At 61.5% G+C, this 13,632-nt stretch carries 14 protein-coding genes and 1 pseudogene; 8 read left to right on the top strand and 7 right to left on the bottom strand.

Annotated elements, in window-relative coordinates:
* Positions 1-184 precede the first annotated feature (184 nt).
* Positions 185-553 (bottom strand): annotated as a pseudogene (locus L6D63_RS25300) (YajD family HNH nuclease); the annotation flags it as partial.
* A gap of 48 nt (positions 554-601) precedes the next feature.
* Positions 602-1,288, bottom strand: coding sequence for a spermidine synthase (locus L6D63_RS25295; RefSeq protein ID WP_047292317.1), 687 nt, complete (start codon positions 1,286-1,288; stop codon positions 602-604).
* An 81-nt stretch (positions 1,289-1,369) separates the two neighbouring features.
* Between L6D63_RS25295 and L6D63_RS25290 the strand changes: the two genes are divergently transcribed.
* Entirely contained in the window at positions 1,370-1,654 is a 285-nt protein-coding gene (locus L6D63_RS25290) for a hypothetical protein (RefSeq protein WP_047292319.1), read from the top strand.
* Here the strand turns inward: L6D63_RS25290 and L6D63_RS25285 are convergent.
* Complete coding sequence (locus L6D63_RS25285) at positions 1,651-2,124, bottom strand: cyclic nucleotide-binding domain-containing protein (protein WP_041070525.1); 474 nt, start codon at positions 2,122-2,124, stop codon at positions 1,651-1,653. The genes L6D63_RS25290 and L6D63_RS25285 overlap by 4 nt on opposite strands.
* Positions 2,125-2,399: 275 nt before the next feature.
* On the bottom strand, positions 2,400-4,454 hold the full coding sequence (locus L6D63_RS25280; RefSeq protein WP_131669958.1) for a S9 family peptidase: 2,055 nt from the start codon (positions 4,452-4,454) through the stop codon (positions 2,400-2,402).
* Between the two features lie 237 nt (positions 4,455-4,691).
* Between L6D63_RS25280 and L6D63_RS25275 the strand changes: the two genes are divergently transcribed.
* The 3 genes from L6D63_RS25275 to L6D63_RS25265 are packed head-to-tail and all read left to right on the top strand — an operon-like array spanning position 4,692 to position 6,539.
* The gene (locus L6D63_RS25275) at positions 4,692-5,189 is read left to right on the top strand and encodes an MFS transporter (protein WP_131669959.1); all 498 of its coding nucleotides are present in this window, start codon (positions 4,692-4,694) and stop codon (positions 5,187-5,189) included.
* Between the two features lie 16 nt (positions 5,190-5,205).
* Complete coding sequence (locus L6D63_RS25270; RefSeq protein ID WP_007969599.1) at positions 5,206-5,982, top strand: class II glutamine amidotransferase; 777 nt, start codon at positions 5,206-5,208, stop codon at positions 5,980-5,982.
* A gap of 14 nt (positions 5,983-5,996) precedes the next feature.
* The gene (locus L6D63_RS25265; protein WP_007969600.1) at positions 5,997-6,539 is read left to right on the top strand and encodes a DUF2937 family protein; all 543 of its coding nucleotides are present in this window, start codon (positions 5,997-5,999) and stop codon (positions 6,537-6,539) included.
* Positions 6,540-6,634: 95 nt separating this feature from the next.
* Here the strand turns inward: L6D63_RS25265 and L6D63_RS25260 are convergent, their stop codons facing one another.
* Entirely contained in the window at positions 6,635-7,549 is a 915-nt protein-coding gene (locus L6D63_RS25260; RefSeq protein ID WP_131669960.1) for a LysR family transcriptional regulator, read from the bottom strand.
* A 158-nt stretch (positions 7,550-7,707) separates the two neighbouring features.
* On the opposite strand from L6D63_RS25260, the gene L6D63_RS25255 reads away from it, so the two are divergent.
* The 4 genes from L6D63_RS25255 to L6D63_RS25240 all read left to right on the top strand — a co-directional run bounded on the left by L6D63_RS25255 (position 7,708) and on the right by L6D63_RS25240 (position 11,425).
* Positions 7,708-8,994 (top strand): MFS transporter, encoded by a 1,287-nt coding sequence (locus tag L6D63_RS25255; RefSeq protein WP_041070314.1) that lies wholly within the window; start codon positions 7,708-7,710, stop codon positions 8,992-8,994.
* Positions 8,995-9,057: 63 nt separating this feature from the next.
* Positions 9,058-9,810, top strand: coding sequence for a 5-oxoprolinase subunit PxpA (locus L6D63_RS25250; protein WP_047292330.1), 753 nt, complete (start codon positions 9,058-9,060; stop codon positions 9,808-9,810).
* Complete coding sequence (gene pxpB, locus L6D63_RS25245; protein WP_131669961.1) at positions 9,807-10,511, top strand: 5-oxoprolinase subunit PxpB; 705 nt, start codon at positions 9,807-9,809, stop codon at positions 10,509-10,511. Before L6D63_RS25250 ends, pxpB begins: the two co-directional genes overlap by 4 nt.
* Positions 10,508-11,425: a 5-oxoprolinase subunit C family protein gene (locus tag L6D63_RS25240; RefSeq protein WP_047292335.1), complete on the top strand. Its 918-nt coding sequence runs from the start codon at positions 10,508-10,510 to the stop codon at positions 11,423-11,425. The genes pxpB and L6D63_RS25240 overlap by 4 nt, the downstream gene beginning before the upstream one ends.
* A gap of 87 nt (positions 11,426-11,512) precedes the next feature.
* On the opposite strand, the gene L6D63_RS25235 is transcribed toward L6D63_RS25240, so the two are convergent.
* Together L6D63_RS25235 and L6D63_RS25230 are read right to left on the bottom strand one after the other, a co-directional pair.
* Entirely contained in the window at positions 11,513-12,691 is a 1,179-nt protein-coding gene (locus L6D63_RS25235) for a vWA domain-containing protein (RefSeq protein ID WP_047292337.1), read from the bottom strand.
* Between the two features lie 12 nt (positions 12,692-12,703).
* A complete protein-coding gene (locus tag L6D63_RS25230) occupies positions 12,704-13,549 on the bottom strand; it encodes an AAA family ATPase (protein ID WP_025110627.1) in 846 nt (281 codons plus the stop codon).
* Positions 13,550-13,632: the final 83 nt, after the last annotated feature.

Genomic DNA, 13,632 nt, shown 5'->3' with positions numbered 1-13,632 from the left:
ACCCGTTTGCCGCCCTCGCCGGCCTGATGAAAAAAGAAGACTGATCTTCATTGCCATTACTGGCCCCATCGCTGGCAAGCAAGCCCCCACAGGTATGTCGGGTGTAAAAAAAACTTGTGAGCGACGAAACTAATTGTGGGAGCTGGCTTGACAGCGATGGTGCCAGTAATGGCAATGAAGATAAGTCTTCTTTTTTCATCAGGCCGGCGAGGGCGGCAAACGGGTTATGCGTCGCCTTGGCGATTTTCGGTGTGCTCAGCGAGCCGTCGCCGAAATACTGCTGGTCGGTGTAGCGCGAGTGCTCATTGTCATGGCAATACAGGCACAACAGTTCCCAGTTCGAGCCGTCCTGCGGGTTGTTGTCGTGGTTGTGATCGCGGTGGTGCACGGTCAGTTCGCTCAGGCGCTTGCCGGAAAACTCACGGGCGCAGCGGCCGCAGACGTGCGGGTACATCTTCAGGGCTTTGTCGCGGTAGCCCATTTCCTTGTCGCGCTGGTTGTCGGCCAGGATGCGATCGAGTTTCGACGTGTTGGTCGGGGTGGACGAACTCATGGGTTCACCTTTGTAAAAGACTGATGACGGTTATGTGCAGAGTTTAGCTCAGCCCTTGAGCTTCTCGGCAATCCAGATCGTGTGGCGGGTGCCTTTGTTGCCGTGGGCGAAGACCTGGACTTCTTCGGCCTTGAAACCGGCCTTCTTCAATTTGTCGGAAAACTGCCGGTCAGCGCTGGCCGACCACACCGCCAGCACGCCTTTGGGCCGCAGGGCCTTGGCGCAGGCGTTCAGACCGGCGGCGGAATACAGCCAGCTGTTGGCCTTCTGGGTCAGGCCTTCGGGACCGTTGTCGACGTCGAGCATGATCGCGTCGAAGCCGTTCGGCTCGCTTTGCAGGACCTTGGCCACGTCGTCCTGGCGGATCACCGTGCGCGAATCGAGCAACGGTCGCCCGGACTTTTCACCAAGCGGCCCACGGTTCCACTCGACCACCCCTGGCACCAGTTCGGCGACCACCACTTCGGCGCTCTTGCCCAGATGCTTGAGCGCCGAGGCGAGGGTGAAGCCCATGCCCAGACCGCCAATCAACACCCGTGAATTCGGCCGTCCGGCCACCTTGCGGCAAGGAATCTCGGCCAGCGCATCTTCGGAACCGTGCATGCGCGTGTTCATCAATTGCCCGCCGTCGCCGCCCTGGATCTTGATGACGAAATCCTCGCCATACTCGAACAGGCACAGGGCGCCGCCGCTGTCAGGGATCGGCGTGGTGTCGAGCAGAACGAAACGTTTCATGGAAATCTCTACAAGGGGGGAAGGCAAGCAGGCCCGTTGGGAGTAGCCTGAACGCAGACTAGAGGCCAAACGGAGCCCTTGATGAAGCGCATCATTCTAACGGCCATTGCCCTGGCCGCGCTCGCGATTACTGCAGTGCAGGCGCAGCAGACCATTCCGGTCAGCCCGACGCCGCAACCCGGATCACCGGGTACCGCCACGCCAACGCCGTATCCGCAAATCACCCCGATCAGCGCACCGAAGGCCGGCGCCGGCAGTGGCAGCCCGCCACTGGTGCCAATCGAAATGCCCAGCCCGCCGAGCAAGGATCAACCGGTGCCGGGCATCGAGCCGAGCAGCACCAAGGCCAAATCCCCCGGCGGTTAAACCTGTTGCGCCGCCAGTTGGCCGTCGGCCATGCGCAAGCGTTTGGAAAGGGACACGGCGAGGGCGCGAATGATCTTGGCGGCGATCTTCGGCGCGTCGTTGAGCATCTTTTCCAGTGAGTCCTTGCCCAGATTGAGCAGTTGGCAGTTGCTCGCCGCGACGCAGGTCGCCGAACGGCGCTCACCATCGAGCACGGCCATTTCCCCGAACGCCCGACCGCTGCGCAGGGTGGCCATGGTGATGACCTGGCCGTCAGGGCCAGTCTTCTGCACCGCGACCTGACCGGTATGGAGGATGCACATGAAACTGCCGGCATCGCCCTCACGGAAAATCGCTTCACCTTCAGCCACGGTGCTGATGCTGAAGTAGCCCGAGGCCGCGGCGAAGTCCGCCAGTTGCAATTGATCGAACAGGCCACAGTCCATCAGCCAGTCGCGGATTTCGTTGTTCAGTAAGGTCGGTTCTGACATGTCGTTGCGGTCTTTATTGTTTTCACATTTTCAAGGCACTACACGGACCCTTGTAGGAGTGAGCCTGTGGTGAGGGGATTTATCCCCGATCGGCTGCGCAGCAGTCGCAAATCCGCCAATGCGATCGGCCTGAAAGAATCGCATTGCAGATCTGGGGCGGCTTTGCCACCCATCGGGGATAAATCCCCTCACCACACAGGCTCGTTCCTACAGGGATCTGTGGTGTATCGGCCTCTTGGGTCTGGAGTTAAGACCCAAGTGACCGATGGAGTTCCTCAGGCCAGGCCCAAAACCTTGAACACAAATGCATATTCGAGCGCTACGTCACGTAATCCCTGATAACGCCCGCTCATTCCGCCATGCCCGGCGCCGAGTTCGGTCTTGAGCAGCAGCAGGTTGTCGTCGGTCTTGGTCGCGCGCAGTTTCGCCACCCACTTGGCGGCTTCCCAGTACTGCACGCGGCTGTCGTTGTAGCCGGCGATCACCAGCATTGCCGGGTAAGCCTGCGCGGTGACGTTTTCGTACGGCGCGTACGCTTTGATCCGCTCGTAGACGTCCGGCTCTGCGGGGTTGCCCCACTCGTCATATTCGGTGACGGTCAGCGGCAAATCAGGGTCGAGCATGGTGTTGAGCACGTCGACGAACGGCACTTCGGCAATCGCCACGCCGAACAGGTCCGGACGCTGGTTCAGCACTGCGCCAATCAACAAGCCGCCAGCGCTGCCGCCGCTGATCGCCAGTTTTTCAGCGGTGGTGATGCCGTTGAGGATCAGAAATTCGGCGCAGGCAATGAAGTCGCTGAAGGTGTTGTGCTTGTGCTCCTGTTTGCCGGCGCGATACCACGCTTCGCCCAGCTCACCGCCGCCACGCACGTGGGCGATGGCGAACGCCATGCCGCGATCCAGCAGGCTCAGGCGCGCGTGGGAGAACCACGGGTCGAGACTGGAGCCGTAGGCGCCATAACCGTACAGGTACAGCGGCACCGGTTTGCCGACCATCTCGCGTTTCTTCACCAGGCTGATCGGCACCTGCGTGCCGTCCGGCGCGGTGGCCCACAGGCGTTGGCTGACGTAGGCGTCGGCGTCGAACGGACCGAGCACCGGAGTTTCTTTCAGGACGGTTTGCTCGCCGCTGTCCAGCAGCAACTGCCGCACCTGCGCCGGACGGTTCAACGCCTCGTAACGCAGACGGATGCGGTCGCTCTCGAACTCCAGGCTGTTCTGCACATAGAGGCTGTAGGCCGCGTCCGGCAATTGCACGCGATACGGCGTCTGGCCCTGTGGGTGAACTTCGATTATCGGCAGACCGCCTTCGCGCAGGCTCAGGGTCATGGCCGCCGTGTTCAGCGTTACGCCGTCGAGCATCACCGTGTCGCTGTGCGGAATCAGGTTCTGCCAGTCGGCCTCGCTCGGCACGACACCGGTGTCCGGTGCTTGATACAGGGCGAAGTTGATGCCGTCACGGTTGGTGCGGATGAACCAGGTCCACGCGCCATCCAGCGCGCCGTGGTCGACATCGTATTCGTGATCCTCGACCCGGGGCGCCAGGCAGGTGAAGGGCAGGTGCGGCTGATGCGCGTCCAGGGCCCAGACTTCGCTGGTGGTCTTGCTGCCCAGGGTCAGCAGCAATTGCTGCTCGGAACTGGAGCGGTAGCAATGCAGGAAGAAACGTCCGTCCGGCTCATGGAACACCTCTTCGGCAGCGGTGCCGTCGAGGCGATAGCGAAACAGCTTGTGCGGGCGATGGGTGTCGTCGAGCACGCCGAAGAACAAAGTCAGGCTGTCGTTGGCCCAGGTCATGCTGCCATCGCAGTCCTGGAATTCCAGCTCGCTGACCTTTTCGCTGGCCAGTTCCTTGACGAACAGCGTGTAGATCTCGTCGCCCGAAGCATCGACGCTGTAGGCCAGGCGCTGGTGATCCGGGCTGATGCTGAACGCGCCGAGCGAGAAGAAGCCGCCGTTGGCCAGCTCGTTGGGGTCGAGCAGCAGTTGCTCGCGGCTCTCGTCGAGGGTCAGGCTGTCGTCGGCCGGACGCGGGCAGCGGTAATGCCGGGCGTATTCGTCACCCGCCGTGGTGCGCGTGTAATACAGATACGGCCCCCATGGCGAGGGCAGGGACAGGTCGGTTTCGAGGATCCGGCCCTTGATCTCCTCGAACAGGCTTTCGCGCAGGGCGGCCTGATCGGCGGTCTGTGCTTCCTGATAGGCGTTTTCAGCCTTGAGGTAGTCGAGCACCGCGTCGGTGTCGCGTTCCTGCAGCCAGGCATACGGGTCGGCACCGGCAGCCTTGTGGGCGATCGGGGCGCGGATGACGTGGGCGGATTCGGGCATGGAAGGCTCTCGGACAGTATTCGTAATAATGGTTTTCGCAGCTCTTGAAACCATCGCACTCTCCTGTGGGAGCGAGCTTGCTCGCGAAGGCGTCCTGTCAGATGACATTTGTTTCACTGACCCGACGCTTTCGCGAGCAAGCTCGCTCCCACAGGGTTTGCTGTTGGCCGTCTGGCATTGGGACAAGCCTGACGGGCGAAAAGTCGTTACTATAAGCGCCTATTTGCCTGCCTTGCCATGGACACCATGACCGAGAACGACTATCTGATCGCCTGGGGCCTCTACGCCTTCGCCGCTGTGGGCTGCCTGTTGGTATGGATGCGCCTGACCCGCTGGATGTGGCGCTGGCTGCGCGAGCCGCTGCGGGTGCTGATGGCAGTGTTGCTGTTCAGCCCGACCATCATTGACCCGGTGAAAGCCAAGGTTGCACCGTCGATCGCCATCACTCCGCTGGATCTGGCCTTCAAGGTCGGCAACAACGCCTGGCGGGCGATTTCCGACCTGTTCATGTACGGCATGATTGCGTTCGGCATCTACCTGATTTTCGTGCTGATCCGCTTCCCGATCGAACGCGCCTCACGCGCCCGTCGCGAGCAGGCCGAAGCCGCCAAGGCAGCGGCGCGTGCCGATGATCGCGACGACGATCAGCCGTTCGGCGCTGCCGGTGATGACCGCTACGGTCGCCCGCCATTGCCGAACAATCCGCAGCGCATGCGCGTCGAGCCGCGTCTGTAACCACGAGAGTCAGCACATGTGTGAACTACTGGGCATGAGTGCCAACGTGCCGACCGATATCGTGTTCAGCTTCACCGGCCTGATGCAGCGCGGCGGGCGTACCGGCCCGCACCGCGACGGCTGGGGCATCGCCTTCTATGAAGGGCGCGGTCTGCGCCTGTTTCAGGACCCGGCCGCCAGCAGCGAGTCGGAAGTCGCCAATCTGGTGCAGCGCTATCCGATCAAAAGCGAGGTGGTCATCGGCCACATCCGCCAGGCCAACGTCGGCAAGGTCTGCCTGTCCAACACCCACCCGTTCGTCCGCGAACTGTGGGGCCGTAACTGGTGTTTCGCGCACAACGGCCAGCTCGCCGATTTCACCCCGATCAAGAGCTTCTACCGCCCGGTGGGCGACACCGACAGCGAAGCGGCGTTCTGCGATTTGCTTAACCGCGTGCGTGCAGCCTTCCCGGAACCGGTCGATATAGAAGTGCTGCTGCCGGATCTGGTCGCCGCGTGTGCTGAATATCGCAGCAAAGGCGTGTTCAACTGCCTGCTCAGTGACGGCGACTGGCTGTTCTGCTATTGCTCGACCAAACTGGCACAGATCACCCGGCGCGCACCGTTCGGCCCGGCGCGGCTCAAGGATGTCGATGTGATCGTCGATTTCCAGGCGGAAACCACGCCCAATGACGTGGTTACGGTGATCGCCACCGAGCCTTTGACCGAAAACGAAACCTGGACCCGTTACCAACCGGGCCAATGGAGCCTGTGGCGACGCGGCGAATGCGTCAGCCAGGGCACGACCGAATAAAGGATCTCTCCTCGATGTTGCTCAGTTATCTACGGCTGGTGTTGTTTGCGGCGGGCCTGTTGATCGGTGTCCAGGTGCCGGGGTTCATCAACGATTACGCCAAACGCGTCGAAGCCCATCTGATCGAAGCGCAGACCGGTCTGCGCGGTTTTCAGGGTACCGCCGAGCAGTTCTTCAAGGGCGATTTGCAGGCGCTGGTCGCGCATTACCGCGCCAGTGACGACCCGGTATTTCGCAGCGATGCCGACAGCCTGAGCACTTTGCTCAACCGCCAGACGGCGCTGGATAAACAGTTCCAGGCGATGCAGGGCCCGTGGTACATCCGCTTCCTGCAAGTGGTGCTGGCCGCCGACCCGGACATTCGCAAGGAGACCTGGAACGGCTACAGCTACCAGATCCTGCTGACCCCGGAAGCGATGATCTGGGGCATGAGCGGCGCGTTGCTGCTGTCGTTCGGCATCGAGTGCCTGATTCGTCTGATTGACTGGGTGGTGCTGGGTGGCCGGCGTTTGCGCCAGAGCCGCCCGATTGAAGACCGCGACGTGCGCGGCTTGTAAAAGGTCAAGAGCAAAAGATCGCAGCCTGCGGCAGCTCCTACAGGGAAACGCATATTCCTGTGTAGGAGCTGCCGAAGGCTGCGATCTTTTGCTTTTCAGCTACTCAAGACAATGTAGTTTTCACCGACCTTGCGCGCATACCCCGCCAGCACTTGCTGACACAACGTCACCATCTCCTCGACCCACTCAACGCCGACCCGCCACGACACCACCACCTGCAGATTCGGCGGGCGCTGGTCGATGTCGAGCAAAGTCAGTTCACCCCGCGCCAGTTCCTCGGCCACCAGCACCGGCGGCAATACGCCAATGCCGAATCCATCACCTAACAACCGGGTAATCGCCGACACCGAATTCACGCAGTTCAGGCGCGGCGCCAGCACGCCGTTGGCCTGCATCAACGCCAGCAGGTCCTGGTGCGGTCGGGAGTTTTTCGAATAAGTGATGATCCGTTCCCGCGCCAGCTCACCAAGGTCGGCGTACTCGCGGTTGTAGATCGAGTTGCTGGCGACGATCCAGCCCAACGGATGGCTGGCCAGCTCGAGGCTGCGCACGCTTTCGTGGCGCACCAGATCGGTTTGCAGAACGATGTCGAGAAAGCCTTTTTGCAGCTGATCGCAGAGGTTCAGCGAGGTATCGGCCACCAGCTCGATTTCCACCCGCGGGTACCGATCGGTCATCTGCGCCACCAACGGGCTCAGCCAGGTGTGGATCACCGTGTCCATCACGCCGATGCGCACCCGGCCGACCTTGCTCGAGCGGGTCTCGATTGATTGCTTGAGCGCCGACATCGTATCGAGCATCTGCTCGGCATAATCCAGCACTTTCAGGCCTTCGGGCGTCAGGCTGACGCCGCGTGAATCGCGCAGAAACAGCTTTACCCCCAGCTCGCCTTCGAGCACTGCGATGCGGCTGGAAATCGACGCCTGGGTGGTGAACAGCTTGTCGGCGGTCAGGCGAAAACTCTTCAGCCGGGCGACCCAGACAAAGGTCTCGAGAAACTTCAGGTTCATGGCAACGGCTCGGGTGACAAATTTTTCTTATGCCTAAGGCGGGTTTTTATTCGTTGGACGCAGCAGGGCCGGGCGACGAAAAATCGGCGCATCCGGTTCCCACGATAGGCGTCGTCGGAACTTCGAACAAGACCAATAAAAGCCTGCGGAGACTTGCCATGCGTGCGCCCGACACCCTCGACCTCCCCAAGAGCACGGCCCGCCCCGGACCGTTCGACTGGTATCGCAACATCAATCAGCAAGAGCGTCGCACCTTCTGGAGCTGCAAGATCGGCTATGGCCTGGACGGTATGGACACGCAGATGCTCAGCTTCGTGGTGCCGACCCTGATCGCCATGTGGGGCATCACCACCGGGCAGGCCGGGCTGATTCACACCAGCACGCTGATCGCCTCGGCCATTGGCGGCTGGGTGGCGGGGATTCTTTCCGACCGCATCGGCCGCGTGCGCACCTTGCAACTGACGGTGCTGTGGTTCGCCTTCTTCACCTTCCTCTGCGGTTTCGCGCAGAACTACGAACAGTTGCTGATCGCCCGCACCCTGATGGGCTTCGGTTTTGGCGGCGAATGGACCGCCGGCGCGGTGCTGATCGGTGAAGTGATTCGCGCCAAGGATCGCGGCAAAGCGGTGGGCATGGTGCAGAGCGGTTGGGCCTTGGGCTGGGGGCTGACGGCGATTTTGTATGCGCTGCTGTTCTCGGTGTTGCCGCCGGAAGAGGCCTGGCGGGCGCTGTTCATCCTCGGCATCGTTCCGGCGATTTTCGTGATTTTCGTCCGTCGGCTGGTGAAAGACCCGGAGATCTACCGCGAAGCCAAGGCGGCGCAAACCCCGGAAAATCCGGCGAAGTTCTATGAGATCTTCGCCCCGGGCATGCTGTTCACCACGTTCCGTGCCTCCTTGCTGACTACCGGTGCGCTCGGGGGTTACTACGCGATCACCTCGTGGCTGCCGACTTTTCTCAAGAACGAACGCGGCTTGAGTGTGCTCGGCACTGGCGGGTATCTGGCGATGGTGATCGTCGGTTCCTACGTCGGCTATGTGATCAGCGCTTATCTGACTGATCTGCTTGGGCGAAAAAAGAATTTCATCCTGTTCGCGGTCGGCTCGTTCACCATCGTCTTGCTATACACGCAGATGCCGGTCAGCAATGGCGTGATGCTGTGGCTGGGCTTTCCCCTGGGCTTCTTCGCCTCGGGGATTTTCAGCGGCATGGGCGCGTTTCTCACCGAGTTGTTTCCGACGCGGATTCGTGGCTCGGGGCAAGGCTTCTGCTACAACATCGGCCGGGCGCTGGCGGCTCTGTTCCCGCTGCTGATTGGCCTGCTCAGCCAGAAGGTACCGCTGAGCGTGGGGATCGGTGCGTTTGCGGCGGTGTCCTACGGCGTGGTGATTCTGGCCGCCTTGAGCCTGCCGGAAACCCGTGGCAAGCAACTGGATGCGCAGTAACTGATAACCTGCCTTGCAAGTGTCCTACAGATAAAAAGACCAGAAGCTACAGGAGTGTTCACCGTGAGCCGCCTGCTATTGAACTGTGACATCGGCGAGAGTTTCGGCAGCTGGACCATGGGTCTGGACGCCGAGGTCATGCCCTTCATCGACTGCGCCAACGTGGCCTGCGGCTTCCATGCCGGTGACCCGGGCATCATGCGCAAGACCGTCAGTCTGGCCCTGAGCCACGGCGTGCAGATCGGCGCGCACCCGGCCTATCAGGATCTGGTCGGTTTCGGCCGGCGTTCCATGGCCTATTCCGCGCAAGAGCTGCAAGACATCCTGCATTACCAGATCGGCGCGCTCGACGGCATTTGCCGCGCGCAGGGCGGGCGAGTCAGCTACGTCAAACCCCACGGCGCGATGTACAACGACATGATGGCCAACCCGGCACAGTTGCGGGCGGTGATTCAGGCCGTGGCCGCCTATGATCGCAGCCTGCCGCTGATGCTGATGGCCACCCGCGACAATGCGGCGGCGCAGCAGCTCGGTGACGAATACGGCGTGACCCTGTGGTTCGAAGCCTTCGCCGACCGTGCCTACGACAGTGCAGGTCGACTGGTGTCGCGGCAACTGGCGGGCGCGGTGCATCACGAACCAGAAACAATCATCGAACAGGCCCTGACTATCGCCCGTGGCGGCGACCTCGTGGCCAGCGACGGCAGTGCGCTGCATCTGCAAGCCAACACCTTGTGCGTGCATGGCGACAACGCCAGTTCGGTGGCCGCCGTGCGGCGCATTCGCGAGGCCCTGAATCAGCAGAGTGCGCCATGAATCCAAGGATTGAAGTGGTGGCGGTGGATTGCCTGATGCTGCGCCTGTTCGATGAAATCGCCGAAGCCAACATGCCGTGGATGCTCGCCGCCAGTGAGCGATTGCGGGCGGTGTTTGGCGCGCAGTTGATCGACTTGGTGCCGTCCTACACCACGTTGATGGTGCATTACGACCTCACCGCGCTGAGCCCGAGTCAGGCCCGTGAATTGATCGCTGAAGCCTTGATCGACCTGTCGCCAAATGCACGAACCCGTGGCCAGTGCCATGTGTTGCCGGTCTGGTACGACCTGAGTGTCGGCCCCGAACTGAGTCTGCTGGCGCAGCGCAGCGGGTTGGCGGTGGAGGAGGTGATCCGCCGTCACAGCGCTCGTGAATATCAGGTGTTCGCCCTCGGCTTCGCACCGGGATTCGCCTTCATGGGACTGGTGGAAGAAATCCTCGCGGCGCCACGTCTGGACACCCCGCGCAAGAAAGTCGCGGCCGGCAGTGTCGGCATCGCCGAACGGCAGACCGCGGCTTATCCGGTGGTGTCCCCCGGCGGCTGGAACCTGATCGGCCGTACCCCGGCGAAACTGTTCGACCGTCATCGCGACGGCTACAGCCTGATGCAACCCGGCGACACCGTGCGTTTCGAAGCGGTGAGCCACGCCGAGTTCATCAACCTGGGCGGTGATGACACACCGCTGGAGGCGCTGGCATGAGCCGACTGACGATTGAAGCCAGCACGCCGCTGTGTTTGTTGCAGGACGCCGGGCGTTTTGGCGTGCGCCATTTGGGCGTGACGCAGGGCGGCGCAGCAGATTGGTGTTCGATGAACTGGGCCAACTGGCTGTTGGGTAACCGGCTGGATCTGCCTGCAATCGAAATCACCCTTGGCGGATTTGCCGTAGTGGCGCAGGACGATTGCTTGCTGGCGCTGGCCGGCGCTGATCTCGGTGCGCAGATCGATGGTCAGGCGCTGGCGCCGTGGCGCAGTTTCAAGCTGGGCCAAGGCCAGACATTGAGGTTCACCCAACCGCTGGTCGGCGCCCGGGCTTATCTGGCCGCGCCCGGTGGTTTCGACGCGCCGCAGGTGCTGGGCAGCAGCGCCACGGTGGTGCGCGAAGAGCTGGGTGGACTGGATGGCATGGGGTTGCCGCTGACCAAGGGCGCGACATTGAGTTATCGCGGGGAGGTTCTGCAGGTGCGTGAAGTGCCGCTGGTGCATCGACCTGATTTGCGCCTCAATGCACCGCTGGATCTGGTGCTCGGCGCACAGATCGGCCAGTTCAGCGGGCAGAGTCTGTTTGATGTGTTCAACAGTCCATGGGCACTGGACAGTCGTGCCGACCGCATGGGCATTCGACTGTTGGGCAAGGCGTTGCAGTACCAGGGGCGGCCGATGATTTCCGAGGGCATTCCGCTGGGCGCGGTGCAGGTGCCGCCGGACGGGCAGCCGATTGTCTTGCTCAATGATCGGCAGACGATTGGTGGCTACCCACGGTTGGGAGCGTTGACGCCGTTGGCGCTGGCGCGACTGGCGCAGTGTCTGCCTGGGGCGCAGGTGCGGTTAAGGCCGGTGGTGCAGGAAGTGGCGCACCGGGAGCATGTCGAGTATTTGCAGCGCTTTGGTTGAAGATCAAAAGATCCCAGCCTGCGGCAGCTCCTACAGGGAAACGCGAACTTCCCTGTAGGAGCTGCCGCAGGCTGCGATCTTTTGCTTTTATTTGGACAGGAAGCGCATCCCTTCTTCCAACCCGCGCAACGTCAACGGATACATCTGGTCCTCGATCAAATCGCGCACGATATTGGTCGACGAGGTATAGCCCCAAGTGTCCTTCGGATACGGATTGATCCAGATGAGCTTCTTGTACTTTTCCATGAAGCGCTGCATCCACACGTAACCCGGCTCTTCGTTCCAGTGCTCGACACTGCCGCCGGCCTGGGTGATTTCGTAGGGCGCCATGGCGGCGTCGCCGATGAAGATCACTTTGTAGTCGGCGCCGTACTTGTGCAGCAAGTCCTGCGTCGAGAAGCGCTCGGAAGTGCGGCGCATGTTGTTCTTCCACACCGATTCATAAATGAAGTTGTGGAAGTAGAAGTACTCCAGATGCTTGAACTCGGTCTTGCACGCCGAGAACAACTCCTCGCAGATCTTCACGTGGGCGTCCATCGAGCCGCCGATGTCGAACAGCAGCAACAGCTTCACCGTGTTGCGCCGCTCCGGGCGCATCTGGATGTTCAGCAGGCCGGCATCCTTGGCGGTGTGGTCGATGGTGCCGTCGATGTCGAGTTCTTCCGCTGCCCCCTGACGGGCGAATTTACGCAGGCGACGCAAAGCGACCTTGATGTTGCGGGTGCCCAGTTCCACCGAATCGTCGAGGTTCTTGTACTCGCGCTGATCCCAGACTTTCACCGCTTTGCCCTGGCGCTTGCCGGCATCGCCGACCCGAATGCCTTCCGGGTTGAAGCCGCCGGAGCCAAACGGGCTGGTGCCGCCGGTGCCGATCCATTTGTTGCCGCCGGCGTGGCGCTCCTTCTGTTCTTCCAGACGTTTCTTGAACTCTTCGATCAGCTTGTCCAGGCCGCCGAGGGACTGGATCTGCGCGCGTTCCTCATCGGTCAGCGAGCGCTCGAATTCCTTGCGCAGCCAGTCTTCGGGAATCAATGCCTGCAGGTGATCGTCGAGTTTTTCCAGGCCATTGAAGTAGGCGCCGAACGCACGGTCGAACTTGTCGAAATGCCGTTCGTCCTTGACCAGAATCGCCCGCGACAAGTAATAGAACTCGTCCATGTCGGCGAAGGTCACGCGCTGTTTCAGCGCGTTGATCAGGTCGAGCAGCTCGCGCACCGACACCGGCACCTTGGCGGCACGCATTTCGTTGAACAGGTTGAGCAACATGGCATCAGCCTCTTAGCGAGAACCGCGACGGCTCATGAACGCCAGGCGCTCAAGCAACTGCACGTCCTGCTCGTTCTTCACCAGAGCACCGGCCAGTGGCGGAATGGCTTTGGTCGGATCGCGCTCGCGCAGCACCGCTTCGCCGATGTTGTCAGCCATCAGCAGCTTCAGCCAATCGACCAGTTCCGAGGTCGACGGCTTCTTCTTCAGACCCGGCACCTTGCGCACGTCGAAGAACACGTCCAGCGCCTCGCTGACCAGATCCTTCTTGATGTCCGGGTAGTGCACGTCGACGATTTTCTGCAGGGTCGTGCGATCAGGGAAGGCGATGTAGTGGAAGAAGCAGCGGCGCAGGAAGGCGTCCGGCAGCTCTTTCTCGTTGTTCGAGGTAATGATGATGATCGGGCGTTTTTTTGCTTTGATGGTCTCGTCGATCTCGTAAACGTAGAACTCCATCTTGTCGAGTTCTTGCAGCAGGTCGTTGGGGAACTCGATGTCAGCCTTGTCGATTTCGTCGATCAGCAGGATCACCCGCTCTTCGGACTCGAACGCCTCCCACAACTTGCCCTTCTTCAGGTAGTTGCGCACGTCGTGGACTTTTTCGTTGCCCAGTTGCGAGTCGCGCAGACGGCTGACCGCATCGTACTCGTACAGGCCCTGATGGGCCTTGGTGGTGGACTTGATGTGCCAGGTGATCAGCTTGGCGCCGAACGATTCGGCCAGTTGCTCGGCGAGCATGGTCTTGCCGGTGCCCGGTTCGCCCTTGACCAGCAGCGGCCGCTCCAGGGTGATGGCGGCGTTGACCGCCAGCTTCAGGTCATCGGTGGCGACGTAGGCCTGGGTGCCTTCGAACTTCATCTGCTAATCCTCGAACGGTAACGCCGACCTGCACGGGCAGGGCGGGGGTGAAAAAATCGGATGCCCCGACTATAACGCGCAGC

It is taken from the genome of Pseudomonas parakoreensis (assembly GCF_021602155.1).
In the GTDB taxonomy this organism is placed as follows: Bacteria; Pseudomonadota; Gammaproteobacteria; order Pseudomonadales; family Pseudomonadaceae; genus Aquipseudomonas; species Aquipseudomonas parakoreensis.
The sequence above is the reverse complement of the archived record's forward strand: the minus strand, read 5'-3'. Positions and strand labels throughout refer to the sequence as shown.